General features: G+C 40.7%; 13 protein-coding genes. 9 read left to right on the top strand and 4 right to left on the bottom strand.

What is annotated here, in order from left to right:
* The first annotated feature begins 59 nt into the window (after positions 1 to 59).
* The 5 genes from OQX62_RS24165 (at position 60) to OQX62_RS24185 (ending at position 6,576) form a co-directional block, all read left to right on the top strand.
* The gene (locus tag OQX62_RS24165; RefSeq protein WP_265834241.1) at positions 60 to 2,990 is read left to right on the top strand and encodes a CheR family methyltransferase; all 2,931 of its coding nucleotides are present in this window, start codon (positions 60 to 62) and stop codon (positions 2,988 to 2,990) included.
* Positions 2,968 to 4,602 carry a PAS domain-containing sensor histidine kinase gene (locus OQX62_RS24170; RefSeq protein WP_265834242.1) on the top strand — a complete coding sequence of 545 codons (1,635 nt, stop codon included), beginning with the start codon at positions 2,968 to 2,970 and terminating at the stop codon, positions 4,600 to 4,602. Before OQX62_RS24165 ends, OQX62_RS24170 begins: the two co-directional genes overlap by 23 nt.
* A gap of 123 nt (positions 4,603 to 4,725) precedes the next feature.
* Positions 4,726 to 5,376, top strand: coding sequence for a response regulator transcription factor (locus OQX62_RS24175; protein ID WP_265834243.1), 651 nt, complete (start codon positions 4,726 to 4,728; stop codon positions 5,374 to 5,376).
* A 116-nt stretch (positions 5,377 to 5,492) separates the two neighbouring features.
* Positions 5,493 to 5,858: a response regulator gene (locus OQX62_RS24180; RefSeq protein ID WP_265834244.1), complete on the top strand. Its 366-nt coding sequence runs from the start codon at positions 5,493 to 5,495 to the stop codon at positions 5,856 to 5,858.
* 16 nt (positions 5,859 to 5,874) lie between these two features.
* Positions 5,875 to 6,576 (top strand): sensor histidine kinase, encoded by a 702-nt coding sequence (locus OQX62_RS24185; protein ID WP_265834245.1) that lies wholly within the window; start codon positions 5,875 to 5,877, stop codon positions 6,574 to 6,576.
* A gap of 45 nt (positions 6,577 to 6,621) precedes the next feature.
* Here the strand turns inward: OQX62_RS24185 and dcp are convergent, their stop codons facing one another.
* Complete coding sequence (gene dcp / locus OQX62_RS24190) at positions 6,622 to 8,769, bottom strand: peptidyl-dipeptidase Dcp (RefSeq protein WP_265834246.1); 2,148 nt, start codon at positions 8,767 to 8,769, stop codon at positions 6,622 to 6,624.
* Positions 8,770 to 8,901: 132 nt separating this feature from the next.
* On the opposite strand from dcp, the gene OQX62_RS24195 reads away from it, so the two are divergent.
* From OQX62_RS24195 to OQX62_RS24210, 4 genes are all read left to right on the top strand, one after another.
* Positions 8,902 to 9,189, top strand: coding sequence for a hypothetical protein (locus OQX62_RS24195; protein ID WP_265834247.1), 288 nt, complete (start codon positions 8,902 to 8,904; stop codon positions 9,187 to 9,189).
* A 105-nt stretch (positions 9,190 to 9,294) separates the two neighbouring features.
* On the top strand, positions 9,295 to 11,037 hold the full coding sequence (locus OQX62_RS24200; protein WP_265834248.1) for an ABC transporter ATP-binding protein: 1,743 nt from the start codon (positions 9,295 to 9,297) through the stop codon (positions 11,035 to 11,037).
* Positions 11,027 to 12,787: an ABC transporter ATP-binding protein gene (locus OQX62_RS24205; RefSeq protein WP_265834249.1), complete on the top strand. Its 1,761-nt coding sequence runs from the start codon at positions 11,027 to 11,029 to the stop codon at positions 12,785 to 12,787. Before OQX62_RS24200 ends, OQX62_RS24205 begins: the two co-directional genes overlap by 11 nt.
* A gap of 53 nt (positions 12,788 to 12,840) precedes the next feature.
* A complete protein-coding gene (locus OQX62_RS24210; protein WP_265834250.1) occupies positions 12,841 to 13,626 on the top strand; it encodes a mechanosensitive ion channel family protein in 786 nt (261 codons plus the stop codon).
* 50 nt (positions 13,627 to 13,676) lie between these two features.
* Here the strand turns inward: OQX62_RS24210 and OQX62_RS24215 are convergent, their stop codons facing one another.
* The 3 genes from OQX62_RS24215 to OQX62_RS24225 all read right to left on the bottom strand — a co-directional run bounded on the left by OQX62_RS24215 (position 13,677) and on the right by OQX62_RS24225 (position 19,452).
* Positions 13,677 to 15,944: an NADP-dependent malic enzyme gene (locus OQX62_RS24215; RefSeq protein ID WP_265834251.1), complete on the bottom strand. Its 2,268-nt coding sequence runs from the start codon at positions 15,942 to 15,944 to the stop codon at positions 13,677 to 13,679.
* A gap of 340 nt (positions 15,945 to 16,284) precedes the next feature.
* Positions 16,285 to 17,157 (bottom strand): PfkB family carbohydrate kinase, encoded by an 873-nt coding sequence (locus OQX62_RS24220; RefSeq protein ID WP_265834252.1) that lies wholly within the window; start codon positions 17,155 to 17,157, stop codon positions 16,285 to 16,287.
* Between the two features lie 63 nt (positions 17,158 to 17,220).
* The gene (locus OQX62_RS24225; RefSeq protein ID WP_265834253.1) at positions 17,221 to 19,452 is read right to left on the bottom strand and encodes a response regulator; all 2,232 of its coding nucleotides are present in this window, start codon (positions 19,450 to 19,452) and stop codon (positions 17,221 to 17,223) included.
* Positions 19,453 to 19,461: the final 9 nt, after the last annotated feature.

The raw sequence follows: 19,461 nt of genomic DNA on the forward strand, positions 1-19,461 counted from the left end.
TATTTTGCGATAGGATAGAATAAGCCTTAACTTAGCAGTAATGTTCATCAGCTATTCAAATGAATCAAAATACATTAACTAATAAAGAGTCAAATCAAACAAATGCATCCTTTCCGATTATAGGTATGGGTGGCTCCGCAGGATCGTTTCATGCATTTGAAAACTTTTTCCTTCATATGCCTGTAGACAGCGGAATGGCATTTGTCATTGTCATGCATTTGGATACCGCACATACCATTGATGTTTCCCGATTGCTGCAGCCTGTAACTGGCATGAAAATTACTGAGGCGGAAGATGGAACCCTGGTTCGGCCTGACCATATCTATATTATCCCTCCGGGTAAGGACATGGGGATTCATAACGGGAAATTATTATTGATGGAAGCATCGCGTTATAAAGGAGCGCATATGTCCATCGATTATTTCCTGCAGAGCCTTGCTGAAGACCAATGGAGTAACGCGGTCGCTGTGATTTTTTCCGGAATGGGTGCAGATGGCGAAACAGGGGTAAGGATGATCAAAGAGAAGCTGGGCATGGCAATGGTGCAGGACCCCGTGACGGCAGAATATCAAAGTATGCCTAATGCCGCCATTAAAACCAATATGGTAGATTATGTATTGTCTGCGGAAGAAATGCCTGTTAAGCTGGTTCAGTATCTGAACCACCCGGTAATACGGGATTCACAGCTGGCTTCAGATTTTCCTATCGGCAATAATAACCAGACGCATTTACAAAAAATACTCATGCTGCTGCGGTCAAATACGGGACATGACTTCACCTTATATAAAAAAAGTACCATTATCAGACGGATTGAAAGGAGAATTGCTTTTCACCAGTTACATGATTATGTAGATTATATTAACTATCTAAGGGAAAATCCCGGAGAAATTTTATTGTTATTCAATGAGCTGCTCATTGGCGTAACCAAGTTTTTCAGGGACCAGTTTGCGTTTGATGTATTAAAAGAACATCTGTACCTTTTGCTGGCAGGCAAAAAAGAGGATGAGCCAATACGTGTCTGGGTAGCTGGCTGTTCTACCGGCGAGGAAGCTTATTCTATTGCGATGCTATTAATTGAATACATTGAATCGGCACATTTTTCACGTACGCCCAGGCTACAGATTTTTGCTACCGATCTTGATCCGAATGCAATAGATCATGCCAGGGCAGGCAGTTATCTTGCCAATATTGTTTCTGAAGTTTCCCCGGAAAGATTATCAAGGTTTTTTGTCCAGGCGAATGACGGATACATGGTGAAAAAGGAGGTACGTGAAATGATTGTATTTGCACAGCATAACTTGATTAAGGATGCTCCCTTCACCAGACTGGATTTATTGTGCTGCAGGAACGTGATGATTTACCTTACTACAGAACTGCAGAAGAAAATTATACCAGTATTTCATTACTCTTTAAATCCCAATAGCTTACTGTTTCTGGGCCCTGCCGAATCAGTGGGAGGTTTTCACGACAGCTTTAATACGCTTGATACCAAATGGAAAATATTTCAGCGTAAAGAAGGCGCTTCTGCGATGGGTAAAATGCTGGACTTCCCTTTTAATGTAGCTAATCATAACAATAAAACGCTGAAACTGCCACCGGTAAAAACGTTGAAGAATCCTTTAGCTGAAACATTTCATAAAATTCTGCTGGAGGATTATACGCCACCTTCATTGTTATTAAATGAGCGCGGTGATATTTTATATATTAATGGCAAGACTTCTATGTTTATGCAGATCAGCTCCGGCGAAGCAGTTTTTAATATCCACCGACTGGCGAAGGAAGAACTCAAATATGCATTGGGCAATGCCTTGCACCAGGCCTGGGAGCAGAAGGATAAGATTGAGATATCGGAAATTAAGGTAAAGGATAATGGTCAGCTTCACCTGGTAGGTTTCAAAGTTGACTATATCACTGAAGTGCCGTTGCAGGATTTACTGCTGGTAACTTTTTATGATCATGGTGTACAAAAGAAAAAATCGCGCACTGGCAATCTGGTAGATCCTTCCAGAAACGGAGCCGTGGAGGAACTGGAGAAGGAACTGATTTATACCAAACAGCAACTGCATAGCACGATCGAACAAATGGAGACATCGCTGGAAGAGTTGAAGTCCACCAATGAAGAATTACAAAGCACCAATGAAGAATTGCAAAGTACCAACGAAGAGGCACTGACCACGAAAGAGGAAATGCAATCTTTGAATGAAGAGCTGATGACAATCAATCTGCAGTATCAGAATAAGGCTGAAGAACTGACACAGCTGAATAATGATATGAAAAACCTCTTGGATAATACCGAAATAGGGACAATTTTTCTGGATAACCAGTTAAACATATTGAGGTTTACGCCTCAGGTCACCAAGTTGTTCAATGTGATTCCTTCAGATCTGGGCAGGTCTATTACACATATCGTATCCAACTTCGATTATCCATCCCTGGAGGATTCTATACGTGAGGTAATTGAAAAATTATCCGGCAAGGAACTGGAGGTAAGTACTAAAAAAGGGGAATGGTATAATCTTAGAATTATGCCTTACCGCACGATGGATAATTTTATCAGTGGTGCAGTAGTTACATTTACAAAAATAACTCCTGTGAAAGCGATGGAAAACAAATTGCAGACACTGATTAATTACACACAGTCAATGATTGATACGTTGACGGATGCTACTGTATTTTTAGATAACGACGGGAAGATCCTTGTCGTAAACAGGCAGTTTTCACAGTTTTTTAATCTCAAAGAGCAGGACTTAAAAGAACAATCATTTCTGGAAATAGCTCATAATAAATGGAAAACAAATAAGTTTGATGAGTTGTTGTTAAATCCGGTTTCAACTGATGACGAGATTTTTGTTCATCATGATTTTCAGGGAGCAGGACTAAAAGATTTGTCTGTAAAGATCGAACAGGTGAATCTTGATAATGATACAGACCGGATGTTGATTATACTTAGTTTCAGGGACCAAAATAGTGGAAAACAGGAACAAAATTAACAGGGAAAAAATTGCCGCCATGCTCAGCATGCAGTCGGATAAAGTACGTCTGGATGACAAGGCATCCGGTGAAACAAATCTGACTGCTGATGAAATTAATGTGCTGTTAAATGAACTGCAGGTTTATCAGCTGGAACTGGAAATGCAGAACGATGAACTTAAAACTTCCTATTCCACATTGGATGAGGAAAGAGCTAAATTTGTTGGTCTGTATGATCTGGCACCTGTCGGCTATTTTATCCTTGATTATTTAGGCATCGTCGAAGAGGCAAACCAGAACGGGGTTGACCTTTTAAATATTTCCAAGCAAGCCATCTTATATAAGAGGTTCCAGAGTTTTATCGCTTCCCAATCCTGGGAGAAATTCTATAGTTTCCTGCACAAGATGCAACATGCGGATGGTAAACAAAGTGCAGAAATTAAACTTGTCCTGCCGGATCAGCAAATTATTTATACCAGAATGGAGGGGAGGGCAATCTCCAATATGATTGCCACCGAAATCAAATATTATATCGCTGTGATCGATATCACAGAAAGCAGGAATGCACAGGAAGTCTTAAAAGAAACTACAGAGCGACTGGAGATGACGCTCAAGGCATCCTCCACGGGAACCTGGACAATTGAATTCGGTACCAATAAAGTTTTTCTGGATCCCTACACGCATAATATTCTGGAGATTAGTGATGGGATGTTTAATGGTACAATTAAAGGGTTGATTGACTTTATCCATCCGGATGATCAGACACAGGTCCGTCAAAAGTTATTTGATGCTGTCAATGGATTGAAAGAAATAGATCTTGAATTCAAAATCATTACATCCGGAAATGAGATTAAATATATTTCAGTAAAAGGCCACGAAATTACCACTTTTGATGATAAAACCTATTTTGCTGGCATTTTAATGGACATCACTGAGCGAAAGGTGCTGGCAAAAGAGTCTGAAAATTTGCGTAACAGTCAGCAGAAGCTGATATTGTCTGCAACATTAACGGCGCAGGAAAAGGAGCGTAATGCCATCAGCCGGGCACTGCATGACAGTGTATGTCAGTTGCTTTATGGCATCAGGCTGAATCTGGAAAACATTCAGCGGATTCAGAAAATGCCTGGTGAGTTTAAGAATGTCAATCAATTACTGGATCAGGCCATCAGGGAAACAAGACAGATTTCTTATGAACTGACTCCTTCCGTGCTTAAAGATTTCGGATTTGTTGCCGGGATCAAAGAAATGGCACAGCGAACAAGTACACCTGATTTCGCAATTGATACCTATCTCAATGGTTCAGCGGACGGATTGAACGACGATGTGCAGTTATATGCATTTCGGATGATACAGGAATTAATCAGCAACTGTATTAAACATGCAAAAGCAAGTCGTGCGGAAATAAAGGTTAATATAGAGAATAACCAGGTGGTCATTATCGTGGCTGATAATGGAGTGGGATTAAATACTGATTTGGAAGAGTCATTTAAAATGGGCTCTGGATTGAGCGGCATTAAAAGCAGGGTATACCTGTTGAATGGACAGATGGAATTTAATAATACCAGTAATGGTTTAGTCGTTACGATTACCTTTAAAAATGAACAGGAACTTAATAGGCTGGAACAGGCATAAAGCTAATTTCATACTATTGCCGGATGATATTACCTGTATCGTGTGGAAAATACGTGATTGTACAATTAGGGCAATGATTGATGCAATTTTTGTATAAATTAACCAGCAAATAAACAATTGATCATGTTGCAGGTAATATTAGCGGAGGACCACAATATAGTAAGAAATGGAATAAGGATGTTGCTGGAAGCTGACAAAGAAATTACCATTACCGGTGAGGCTACGAACGGGCGTGAGGTATTGGAAATGTTTGCTGCTGGTACTAAGGCTGATATTGTTCTCGCAGATATTAATATGCCGGAACTTGATGGGATTTCTTTAATCAAACACTTAAAGTCACAAAGCCCGGATACACGTGTGGTGATACTTTCCATGCTGGACAATGAGAAATATGTTTCACAAGCTTTTTCAGAAGGAGCCGCAGGTTATCTGCTCAAGAGTGTGAGTGCTGACGAATTACTGTTCTCTTTAAAACACGTACACATCGGAGGAAAATACCTGTGCTCAGAATTGTCACTCCGCCTGCTGGATAAATTAATGCACAGTACAAATTCACCTGCAATAGCTGCTAATCCACAAATAGACTTTTCGAGCCGGGAGATCGAAATTCTTCATTTAATAGCTGAAGGATTGACTAATAATGAGATGTCTGATAAACTTTTTATCAGTAAAAGAACAATTGAAGGGCACAGGCAGAGCCTGATTGAAAAAACCGGCTCCAGAAATACTGCTGCTTTAATACGTTTTGCTGTATTGAGCGGGATTGTTCAGTAAATGGTCATTTCCAGTATTTAACTCGCTCTTTTACGTATAAGTACGCAGAAAAACTGGTGATTATATTGATTAATATTGTTTGTTTAAGTAGGACTGGGTATTCATTTAACAAAAATATGATCAATAAGATTTTAATTGTAAATGACGACAAGGATATGCTCGATGTTCTTGAAATGATTTTTATTCATCAGCAATATCAGGTGGAAATATATGATTCAACAGATGATATTGAAGTCCGGTTAGAGAAATATCAGCCTGATCTGATTATTCTTGGTTTTTTTGATCAGCATCAGCCTAAGGGAAGTTTTATAAGCAAACTCAAAAAAATGTTAAATCACTTTAAAATTCCCATTATTATCCTCTCCCAGAACGAAGACATCTCAGCTACTTTTCCAAAAAATATATTTATTGTAAATCCTTCCGATCTTTTCTTTTTGTCTAACCAGGTAAAGCGTATATTTAGGGAAAATATCGTTAATTAATTCAGACATAAAAAATATGAATGAGCATCTGATGAAACATAGTAATAACCAGGAGGATTTTGTGTATATGGCAACTCATGAGTTAAAATCGCCTGTGGCAATACTTAAGGCCTATGTACAGATGATGTCATTAAAAATGAATAAGGCGGGACAGACAGAGTATCTTTTTATCACAGAAAAGATGGATAGCCAGCTCGATAAATTATTGAACATTATTTCCGATTTACAGGATGTAACTCAAATCCGATCGGGCTCGATGAATTATCACTTCAGCGAGTTTAATGTCAATGACAGCCTGCGTAACTGTGCAGAGGCAATAGCTGCATCAAATCCGGAAATTGAGATCGAATTTTCACTTTGCAGTCCCGACCCGGTGATTAAGGGAGACGTGGACAGGATAGAGCAGGTATTAACAAATTTTATCAATAATGGACTCAAGTATTCCAGGCAACATAAGTTCCTGAAGTTTAGCAGTGTGGTAGAGGACGGCTATCTTAAGGTGAGTATTGCAGATAAAGGGATGGGGATACCCACGGAGAAGCAGCCTGATGTTTTCAAAAGGTTTTTTAGAGTCGGCTCTCCGGAACAACACAAATTACCGGGACTGGGCCTGGGTTTGTTTATCTGCAAAGAGATCATAGATGCCCATTTGGGCGAAATAGGGGTAGAAAGCGAGGTGGATGAAGGTTCGGAATTCTGGTTTAAATTATTACTCTGATGACAAAAAAATGCTGACCCGGTCAGCATTTTTTTGTTGAATAGTTTATTTATCTACTGGTAATCCCCGGTTCTTCTGCATGGGCCCTATTTTAGGATCATGCCCTCTGAAATCAAGGAACAATTTATTGTAGTCTTCAGTATTACCTTTTGACAGGATCATGTCGCGGAAGCGCTGACCGTTTTCCCTGGTCAGGCCCCCGTTTTCTTCAAACCATGAATAAGCGTCATCGTCAAGCATTTCTGTCCATAGATATGCATAATAGCCAGCTGCGTATCCACCACCCCAGATATGGGAAAAATAGGTAGTGCGGTAACGCGGCGGAACTGCTGCAAGATTCAGTTTGGTTCTTTTTAATGCAGCCTGCTCAAAGTCATTTACCTGCTGTAATTCACTGTCTGCAGCAAGGGTATGCCATTGCATATCCAGTGAGGCTGCTGCCAGTAATTCAGTTAAACGGTAACCCTGGTTAAAGGTGCCTGCTTTTTTAATTTTATCTACTAACAGCTGAGGCATAGCTTCACCCGTCTTGTAATGTACAGCGTAATTTTTCAATACTTTAGGATCAAGTGCCCAGTGTTCATTGAACTGTGATGGAAATTCAACAAAGTCGCGCGCAACATTGGTGCCCGACAAACTAGGGTACTGCTGACTGGCAAAAAGGCCGTGTAAGCCATGACCAAATTCATGGAACATGGTAGTTACATCATCAAAACTAATCAATGCAGGCTGACCGTCTGCCGGTTTGGTAAAATTGCAAACGTTATAGATGACCGGTTTTGTGCCCATCAGTTTCGACTGATCTACCAAATTGCCCATCCACGCGCCGCCATTTTTATTGTCGCGTTTAAAATAATCACAGTAGAAGAGGCCGACTGTACTGCCGTCTTTATCAAATACTTCATATACTTTTACGTCCTTCTGGTAAACGGGAAGATCAGTGCGTTCCTTGAATGTTAATCCATAAAGTTGGTTCGCTGCATAGAATACACCATCTTTTAGTACCTTATTTAATTCAAAATACGGCTTGATCTGCCCCTCATCCAGGTCATATTTCTTTTTCCTGACCATCTCTGCATAATAATTCCAATCCCATGGCTCCAATTGAATACCAGCTTTCTGAACAGTAATCTCCTGTTGGATATCGGTGGCTTCCGCTTTGGCCTTCGCTGTTGCAGAAGGTACCAGCCTGGCAAAAAATGTAGCAACGGCCTCGGGTGTTTTCGCCATCTGATCTTGCAATTTCCAGGCAGCATAACTTTTGAATCCTAATAACCGAGCCTTCTCAGCCCTGATTTTTGCAATTTGCGCTATAGTTTTGCGCGTATCGTTTGCATCATTTTTTTCTGTACGGTTCCATGCTGCATTATATAGTTTTTCCCTGGTGGCACGGTTGGTTAACGATTGTAACAGTGGTTGCTGAGTAGTATTTTGTAAAGGTATCTGCCATTTGTTTTCCAATTTGTTTGCTTTCGCTGATTCGATCGCTGCATCCAATTCCCCCTGAGATAGACCTGCTAATTCATCTGCATTGGAGACAACCATCGCACCTGCTTTATTTGCTGCCATCAGCTGGTTAGAAAATTTAGCACTTAAGGACGCTTCCTCTGCATTGAATTTTTTCAATGCGGCCTTATCCGTTTCAGACAGGCTCGCGCCGGCCAGTTGAAACTGCTGGTAATAATATTCAATAAGGTGTACTGATTCAGGATCCAGTTTTAAGTTTTTCCGGCTATTGTATATGTGCGCTATACGTTTAAATAACTTGATATTCAGATAAATTGCATCCCTGTGAGCTGCGAATTTTGGCGCCGTCTCTTCCTGCACTTTTTGTAATACAGGGTTGGTGTTTGCACCAGTGAGTAAATTGAAAACTGCATTTACACGCGCCAGCATTTGTCCGCTTCGCTCCATCTGTAATAAGGTATTCTCAAAAGTGGGCGCTTTTGCATTATTTGCAATTTTGTTCATTTCAGCCAGTTGTATTTTCATACCTTCTTCAAGCGCAGGCTGAAAATCCTTGTCTTTGATCTGATCAAAATCGGGTGTTTCATAGGCCAGCGTACTTGCATTCGCAAAGGGACTGGAAATGGTGGAGCCGTCCTGCTCTGTTCCTGATTTGTTCTGGTTACTGCATCCTGCAGTAACAGCCACGATTGCCAGGATTGGCATTAGTATAAGTAGTTTATTCATGGTAATTAATGGTTCTTGATGGTTAAAAATACAACAATAAATAGGATTACTTCAGTTTCTCCTCTTATTCAATTGGTGATAATGACACAAACAATTGTTATGATCAGATGTTAGACAGTAAAACAATAGTTTATGGATCCGTTTAATATCATAGTAAAGCTTGATGGTCAGAAGTTTGATCTCAATATCCACCCTGAAGAGGCTGCAACTTATAAAATACTGTATAATGGGGGACTCGTTGGTGCAATTACCCTGGGGAACGATGGTGAGACATGGAACGCCATATCTGTAAGGGAACTTGCACCGGAAGTTGAAGTGCCCATGTATGAATATAATGGTGCCAAAGATGATGTGCGCATTTTACTGGAAGGAAACCATGCACAGGAAATAGGAAAGGCAATAGCGGCTTACCGGGGATAGATAATCTCTGATGTTTTGTCATTTCAGCTCTTATTTTATTTACCTTCGTTAATGAATTCTTATTTTCCTGACCGGATGAATTAAGAAGGCGGATGCTGATATAAAATGACAGAACAAACTAATCAAAAAAAGAAGGCTGGTATTTTTAGCCTTTTAAAACCATATTCAGGTATGGTAATGTTGCTTATTCTTTTCGCATTACTGAGTAATGGATTGAACTTATTTTTGCCTAAGCTGATCGGTAATGGTATTGATGATTACAGTGAGGGGAATTTCTCGTTTAAATCCATTATCACTGAATTTGCTCTACTCACCATCATTATTTTTATTTTCACGTATCTGCAAAGTATTGTGCAGACTTATGCATCTGAACGTGTGGCGCGCGACCTTCGGAAGCGGCTCTCTGATAAGATATCCAGGCAGAGTTTTGCTTTCATTGAGCAAACCAATCCTGCTAAATTACTAACAAATCTGACCTCCGATATCGATTCTATAAAACTCTTCGTTTCACAAGCAATCGTGTCCATTGTCTCTTCCCTTTTTATCATTATTGGTGCAAGTGTTCTGTTGCTGGCAATTAACTGGAAACTGGGACTTACGATTATCGCCATCATCCCGATTATTGGTGGTGCTTTCTACCTTGTCTTAAGAAAAGTGAAGGTGTTGTTTAAGAAAAGCAGAGAGGTAATTGATTTGCTCAACAAAGTGATCAATGAAAGTATACTGGGTTCTGCCCTGATCAGGGTCATTAACTCTCAGCAACTGGAATATGAAAAGTTCTTCGAAGCGAGTTCTCAGGCACGTGATATCGGACTGGCGATTCTGCGCCTCTTTGCCTGGCTGATACCCATCATCGTTTTTACTGCTAATATGGCGGGCCTAACAATTCTTGTTTTAGGAGGTCATTATGTGATTTCCGGTAGCATGTCTTTAGGGGATTTTGCCGCATTTAACAGCTACCTGGCGCTGTTGATTTTCCCTATCCTGGTGATCGGTTTTATGAGTAACGTCATTGCACAGGCCACAGCATCGTTTGGCAGGATCAATCAGGTATTGGAAACGGAAGAGTTACCGGACAGGGGATCAATTGATTCACCACTGAGCGGAGCAATAACAGTTGAAAATATCTCGGTGAATTACGGACAAAAGCCGGCATTAAAAGATATTTCCTTTAGTATCCGGCCAGGAGCAAAGATTGCTGTAATAGGCCCGACAGCCGCAGGAAAGACACAATTGCTTTATTTGCTTACAGGATTGATTAAACCAGCCAATGGCAGTGTATTATTTGACGGGCATCCCATAGAGTCTTATAATAGCGAAGCATTTCATAGCCAGGTAGGATTTGTCTTTCAGGACAGTATCATGTTCAATATGAGCATTCGCGAAAACATTGCCTTTAGCGATCTGGTAACGGATGAATCATTGGCTAAAGCCATTGCCACGGCAGAATTAAAAGATTTTATTGATATGCTGCCTGATGGATTGAATACTAAAGTATCGGAACGGGGGCTAAGCCTTTCCGGCGGACAAAAACAAAGGATCATGCTGGCCCGGGCATTGGCTATTGATCCTAAGATATTGCTGCTGGACGATTTTACTGCACGTGTAGACAATCAGACAGAAGCGATTATCCTGAAAAATATCGCACAGTATTACCCGGAACTGACACTGATTTCCGTTACCCAGAAAATTGCTGCCATTGCACAGTATGAACAGATTATTCTCCTGATGCAAGGCGAAAAACTAGCTTCCGGTACACATCAGGAATTAATGGAAAACAGCCCTGAATACGTGCAGATTTTTAATTCCCAACAAAGTACCAGCAATTACGAAGCGAATGAACTATAATTTAAACAGCCAGCCAGCCGCACAGGAAAAAAAGAGCACTATTTCTGGATTAAGGAGTTTGTTGAAACTGGTTTCCGAGGAAAAAAGAAACCTTATTATTGCGTTGTTTGCGATCTTAATCAATTCGTCTCTCAATCTTTTAGGCCCATTACTGATTGGCCATACAATAGATAAGTACATACAAGCAAAGCAATTTCATGGTGTAATTGTATTTGCAGCCATATTATTATCAATGTACCTGATTGCTTTCGTTACCAGTTATTTTCAGACGCAGCTGATGGGTGGAGTAGGACAGCGTATCATTTTCACCTTGCGAAATGCCATCTTCAATAAAATACAGCAGCTTCCGGTAGCTTTTTTCAATGAAAATAAAGCCGGAGATTTGATTTCAAGGGTAAATAATGATACGGATAAACTGAATCAGTTTTTCTCTCAGGCCCTGATGCAGTTTATCGGAAATATCGTAACTATGACCGGCGCAGGTATCTTTTTATTGGTGATCAATATCAAACTCGGACTCGCAACTCTAGTACCGGCATTATTTATTCTGCTTTTTACGCGTGTATGTTCGCCCTGGGTAAAACAAAAAAATGCAGAAAACATGAAGAGTACGGGCGGGATGAGTGCTGAAATCCAGGAGAGCCTGAATAATTTCAAAGTAATCATCGCTTTTAATCGTCGTGATTATTTCAGAAATCGTTTCGACACTGCAAATACATATAATTATGCTACTGCAATCGGTGCCGGACTGGCGAATAATATCTTTTTGCCAGTCTTTGGATTATTCTCCAGTATTGCACAACTGGTAGTATTGTCTTTTGGAATATACCTTATCACTACAGGCGAATTTACTGTAGGATTGTTGGTCAGTTACCTTTCTTATGCGACGAATTTTTATAATCCCCTCAGACAGCTGGCTACCTTATGGGCTAGTTTCCAGGTCGCACTGGCAGGCTGGGACCGCATATCGCAAATATTAGCACTAAACAGTAACCTGCTCACCGTTGCTAATGATGAACAGCTTAATTCTAAGGGTATCCTGGCATTTCAGGGTGTCCATTTTGGTTATACTGATGAAAAAGAAATTCTGCATAATATATCTTTTACGATGGAAAGTGGAAAAACCTACGCGCTTGTGGGACCCACCGGAGGTGGTAAAACAACTACAGCTTCCATTATGGCACGTCTGTATGATCCGTTAAAAGGGGTAGTATTATTAAAAGGAAAAGATATTCGTTCCTATACGGCAGAAGAACGCGCGCAGAAAATTGGTTTTATCCTGCAGGAACCATTTTTGTTCAGCGGCACCGTTAAAGAGAATATATTATACAGTAATGAACTGTACCATGGTTTTTCAGAAGAGCAGTTCCTGGCTGTACTCAGGGAAGCTAAGCTTGAGGGTTTGCTCTCCATTTTTGAAAAGGGACTGGATACGCCGGTGAGCGCCGGCGGAGATAGCCTGAGTCTGGGCCAGAAGCAGTTGATTGCTTTTATGCGTGCAGTATTACGGAAGCCGGAATTGCTGATTCTGGATGAGGCAACAGCTAATATTGATACGATTACAGAACAATTACTTGGACAAATTTTAGCACAGCTTCCTGCAGAAACTACGCTGGTTATTATTGCACATCGGTTAAATACGATAGAAAATGCAGATGAAATATTTTTTATCAATTCAGGTGAAGTCACCCGTGCAGGCTCCTTAAAGGACGCTATGGATAAGTTAATGCAGGGCAAAAGAACCAGCTAATCCCTTTTGGCATAAATTTGGTTTTAATCTTTATTTATCTAAGATCCTTATTTATGAATGTAGAGAAATTTTATGATCGCGCATTTACCTGGTTATTGACTTACGGACCTAAAGTTATTCTTGGTATTGTTGTCCTGATCGTGGGCTTATGGGTGATCAAATTGCTGATCAGGTGGGCGCATTCCGGAATGCACGAAAAAGATGTTGACCCCTCAGTAAAGCCCTTCTTGTTAAGCCTCATTGCAGTAGCTTTACGCGTATTACTGTTTCTGGGCGTCATGCAGATCATTGGTATCCAGATGACGCTCTTTGCGGCCATTATTGGCGCTTTTGGTGTAGCCGCAGGTCTGGCACTGTCAGGTACTCTCCAGAATTTCGCCAGCGGGATACTTATACTCTTATTAAAACCTTTCAAAGTGGGCGATAACATCATTACGCAAAGCCAGGAAGGAACGGTAACTTCCATACAGATCTTTTACACGCAGATTACTACATTTGATAACAGGACGGTTATTGTGCCTAACAGCAAGTTGTCTAATGAGATTATCATCAATATCAGTAAGGTAGGGAGCAGGCGACTGGATATAGAATTGAAATTTACCTTTGCGCTTGATATAGAGGAAGTAAAGGCTTCCATTAATCGTTCGATAGACAGATCTGCCGATTTGTTGAAAACCCCTGAAAGACGTATTGGGGTGACGTCCATAGAAACAGACGGATATAAAATCAAAATCAATGTTTGGGCTAATTCACATGGTTTTGAAGATACCCGTTTAGCATTGCAGGAAATGATTGTTCAGGATCTTAAATCCTCCGGATTGAAACTGCCGGGTTTATAAATAAAAAGCCCCTGCAAGAGGGGCTTTACACTATTTCAACTATATAAAACTTATTTCATCTGTGCGTCTACTACGGCAATGGTGACCATATTAACGATCTCTCTTACCGAACTGTCCATTTGTAACACATGTACAGGTTTATTCAGACCCAGCAGAATAGGGCCTACAGCTTCTACATTTCCTAATTCCTGCAGTAGTTTATAAGCAATGTTTCCCGATTCAAGGTTAGGAAAGATCAGGGTATTAGCCGGAATACCATTTAATTTGGAGAAAGGATAATTGCCTTGCAATAACTCTGCATTCATGGCAAAGTTAGCCTGCATTTCACCGTCAACAATCATATCCGGATATTTTTCCTTCAGTAAAGCTGTAGCGTTTCTTGTCTTCAACGGAACCGGTCCGTTGTTAGAACCGAAATTAGAGTAAGATAACAGCGCTATTCTTGGTGTGATGTTTAATCCTGTTACTGTTTCATGTATCAATGCAGTGATGTCTACCATATCCTGAGCCGTAGGATCAGGATTTACAGTAGTATCTCCTAAAAATACCGGTCCTTTTTTGGTGAGCATCATATACATTCCCGCTATCTTTTTCACACCGGGTTTAGTGCCGATAACCTGTAATGCCGGTTTTAAAGTATTTTTATAGTTTTTGGTCAGACCCGAAATTAAAGCATCAGCCTGTCCGAATTCTACCATACTTGAACCGTAATAGTTCCTGTCACGTACCAGTTTGCGGGCTTCATATAAAGTGATTCCGCGACGCTGGCGCTTTTCATACAGATGCTGCGCATATTTTTCAGAATCATCGGTACCGACCCATGGATCGATGATTTCTATATCCCCAAGGGTGATATCATGATCTAAAAGTAATTTTTGAATCTTAGTGATATTTCCAAGTAAAATAGGTGTAGCGATGCCTTCATCTTTGACGATTTGTGCCGCTTTCAATATTTTATAATTATCAGCTTCTGCAAATACAACCCGTTTTGGCGCTGCTTTTGCCTTACTGGCAATGTTTCTCAGGATTTTATCATCTGCACCAAGTCTGATCTGCAGTTCTTCCTGGTAAGCAGGCCAGTTGGTGATCTGTTTGCGGGCAACGCCCGATTCCATGGCGGCTTTTGCAACAGCACTGGAAACGATACTGATCAGGCGTGAATCGATCGGTTTTGGAATAATATAATCTTTACCGAACTTAAGATTAGTTGCATTGTAAGCCAGATTCACTACTTCAGGAACGGGTAATTTCGTCAATTCAGCAATTGCCTTTACTGCAGCAATCTTCATTTCTTCATTAATCGTCGTCGCACGTACATCCATCGCACCACGAAAGATATAAGGGAATCCAAGTACATTGTTCACCTGATTAGGGAAATCTGAACGTCCTGTAGCCATAATCAGATCTTTTCGCGATTTAATAGCGATATCATAGGCAATTTCCGGATCAGGATTAGCCAGCGCGAAAACAATCGGATTTTTGGCCATCGACTGGATCATTTCCGCAGATACTATATTTCCCGCAGATAAACCCAGAAATACATCTGCGTCCTTCATTGCCTGAGAGAGGGTCATGATATCTTTACGGGATGTTGCAAATTCCATGCGGATAGGGTCAAGGTCAGTACGGTCAATATTGACTATACCATCCTTATCAAAAACAAGCATGTTTTCTTTTTTAACACCTAATTTAAGGTATAATTTTATACAGGAAACTGCCGCTGCACCTGCGCCACTCACTACCAGTTTGATTTTGTCCAGTTTTTTACGCTGCAGTTCGCATGCATTGATCAGGGCCGCGCTGGTAATAATAGCTGTACCATGCTGATCATCGTGCATCACCGGAATATTCATTTCCTCTTTCAGACGGCGCTCTATTTCAAAACACATCGGAGCTGCAATGTCTTCCAGATTTACCCCGCCAAAAGTGGGCTCCAGTGCTTTCACTACGTTGACAAATTCGTCCGCCGTAGTCGCATTTATTTCAAGATCAAAAACATCTATATCAGCAAAGATCTTAAATAACAAACCTTTACCTTCCATTACAGGTTTACTCGCAGCAGGACCGATATTTCCTAATCCCAGTACTGCAGTACCATTACTGATCACCGCAACTAAATTTCCTTTTGCCGTATATTTATAAACATCTTCCGGATTTCTGGCAATTTCCAGACAGGGTTCTGCTACGCCCGGTGAGTAAGCCAGTGCTAAATCTCGTTGTGAATTTGTAGGCTTTGAAGGAACTACCTCTATTTTGCCGGGTCTCCCGCTGGAATGGTAATCAAGCGCATCTTGTTTGCGGTTTGTTGTGTTACTCATGTTATCTAATGTTGTTTGATGTTTGCTGGGTGTGTGTGCCCAGTAGAAATCTAAAAGCTGCGAAATTAGGCATATATATTTAAAAAATGGCTAAAAAACGGTATTGAAATGAGTTTATGAGGTAGCATTTTTCAAATGCCTTTTTACGTTCACACTAGTAATGCCGGTCGTTCACCCCGCCAAATGAGCTGTTCATGTAAAAGATTATTTCAATAGCTAATTTCGCTTTATATTGTCAAACATTAATTGCGAAAAACATTTAAAATCAAATACCTAAATTTACCTAAGCAAACCGAAGCGTGTAAAATGGATTTATATCTGTTTTATACGCTTTTTTGAGTTAAGGCTTTTTGCTCATCAGTTTTAAAATATCCGCTTCTGTTCCTGTAAAAGGTCCTGATGATTCGATTTTTAAACTCGCCATAGCTGAGGCGAATTCGCCAGAATATTGTATATCACTGCCTTTTACACGCTGATACAGATAACCCGCCATATAAGTGTCGCCGCATCCTGTAGCATCTATTTCCGCAGTAGGGCGATAGGCTTTGACAGGATAAAATGTAGTGCCGTCGTAGATCATTGAGCCTTTACTGCCCATGGTAATGACTACTTCTTTTACTCCCCATTCATTCAGAATTCTGGCGCCAGCCTCAATTTCTTTGACGCCTGTCAGTACTTCCATCTCCGACTCACTTGCTTTCAGTATGTCGATATATTTTAATCCTTCTTTTTTGTCTGCCCAGTCAATAGCACATACGTTATGGTCAACCACTTCCCGCAGGTAGCCTTGTACATCCAGTGATACTCTGCCTCTGGTTGCCAGAGATTGAATAACTTCCAGTGGAATATCATTGGCCAGCAGCGGTCCAAGATGAAATATAGCAGCGTCAGAGTCCTGAAGCTGGTCAACAGTAAATGAATCTGCTGTTTGTAAAACCCTTTGTACCCTGTGATCGAGGTTTGCTGTATAAATATTCTCAAAATAGACGGTATGCTTACTCGGCAAAACATGAACGGTGATTTGGTTCTCCCGCAGATCTTCCACGGCTTTCATCTCTGTTTGAGCGATAGCCGTGATCAGGCAATATTTGATCTCCATGTTACGTATGGCATTGGAGAAGTAAAACGACGTTCCGCCTGCCATATGGATACTTGACGATGGGGTAACTACTTTGTCTAATGTGATGTGTCCAATGCAACAGATATCGTACATGCGCTTAAATTATTTATGACCTGATTTTATAATGTGGTGCAAATGTAACTAATCCCGATAAACCTATTTTTCTAAATTTTTAATATTCGCAGATTCTTTGAGTACTTTCAGTAAGGCAACAATATCAAGGGGTTTGGAAAGATAGCCATCCATCCCTGCATTTATATATTCAATTTTGTCTTCTGTCATCGCATTTGCTGTTAAAGCGATAATTCTTGGCTGTGCATCGGGCTGATTTCTGATGAGTTTTGTCGCCTCTATGCCATCCAGTTCAGGCATCAGCACATCCATCAAAATAAGATTGTGCCTGTAAATCGTATACAGGTCTATCGCTTCTTTCCCATTCACTGCAAAGTCAGGCCGATAACCGAGTTTGTTAAGAATCGTAGCAATCAGTTTCTGGTTGATGGCATTGTCTTCCGCTATTAGAATGCTCAATGGATATTGAGCAGCGAAATCGGGCGAAAGCAGATTGGCTGGTTTTTGCGTAACAATACTATTTTTAATAGATACATGTTCGCTGAGTGCCTGATGGATCAGGTAACGAAGCTGCTTATTTTTTGCCGGTTTATTTAAAACCGCAACAAACAGGTCGGGATGTTTATATCTCTCCTCGTCACCTACTGAACTCAGGAGTAGCATAGGAATAGTGGACTGTTGCAGGCGTGCTGCTTTGGCAAACTCCACACCATCCATATCCGGCATGTGCATGTCAGTGATAATCATATTGAAATCCTTATCACCGTTCAGTAGCTGCAATGCCTGCCGACCGCTATCGGCAATAAAAGGTACAAAATTCCACAGCTCCAGCTGTGTTTTCAGTATCCGGAGGTTTGTATGGTTATCATCAACAATCAGTATTCTCTTTCCCTGATGTTCTTCCATGTTGTATAGATAGGGGACAGCAGGTGAATCCTGACCCACTTTACTTTCTACAGTGAATGAAAACACCGTTCCTTTACCTTCCTTACTTTTTACGGTAATTAAGCCATTCATCAATTTAACCAGCCTTTCGCTAATGATCAAACCCAGCCCGGTACCGCCGTATTTTCTGGTATTTGAGGAGTCTATCTGTGAAAATGCCTTGAAAAGCCTGTTCATTTTCTCTTCGGGAATCCCTATACCTGTATCGCGAATCTCAAACAGCACCACAATTTTATCACCCTTGATCTCCTGCTGTTTAATGCTGATATGAACCTCTCCATGATGAGTAAATTTCAGTGCATTATTGATCAGGTTAATCAGGATCTGCCGAAGCCGGAAACTGTCGCCAATTAATCGTTCCGGTAGGTTATGGTCTATTTCATAAAGCAAATCAATCCCCTGTTCATTCGCCTTACCCGCGAATAAATCGATTACATCTTCTGTGCATTTATGCAGGTCGAAACATTTTTCCTCCAGTTCCATATGACCGGATTCAATTTTTGAAAAGTCCAGAATATCATTAATTACATTTAGTAATGCTTCCCCGCTGGTGCTGATTACATTCACATAATCTGCTTGTTCCTCATCTAAATCTGTTTCAGCCAACAGCGACGTCATACCCATCACCCCATTCATTGGTGTTCGTATTTCGTGACTCATCGTCGCTAAAAAAATGCTTTTGGCCTGTGCTGCTTTTTCTGCCTCGAGCCGCGCAATTACTGCTTCCTCATGGGAAACTTTCAATTGACTGTTTAACTGTTCCAATGCTGCAGTATGTTCCTCACGTTCTTTAATCTGCGTGAGCATATGGAGTTGAGCGCCATTATAAGTATGGAGGTGATAAGACCATAAGCCGCAGATAAAATAGATGACTGCGGTTAAAGCAATGTGTAGCGACATGGTCCTCACCGCAAGATAATCCAGACTGGTAAAATAGGTTTCACCATAACCAATACTTTGTAAATAATTAAGTCCCAGGTGATGTATCACTACAAAAATCAACATGGGTAGCTGTAATCTCCAGTTTTGATAAGTAATTAAAATCGCACTGCCTATGAAGGCGAAAAAATGCATTTCAAACAAACCATGCATCTGATAAATGAACTGGGCCATGAATACACCCAGACATACACTCAGCACATATTGGTAGAGATTAGAATTGGGCAATGCCCATTTGATGGAATAATAAGCAAGTAAAGCAGTACCACCAACACCAAATGCAATGTTCCATGTGTCATAAAAAGTAGCGAAAAAGAGACCCGCCAGAAAAAAAGCGATCATAAAATAATTAATCAGCCTGTCTGATCTCTTATTCACATTGAACCGGTAATCCGCTAAAAAACCATTATTATCCATATATCTGATACCCATAATAAGGTT

It is taken from the genome of Pedobacter sp. MR2016-24, assembly GCF_026239655.1.
GTDB lineage: Bacteria > Bacteroidota > Bacteroidia > Sphingobacteriales > Sphingobacteriaceae > Pedobacter.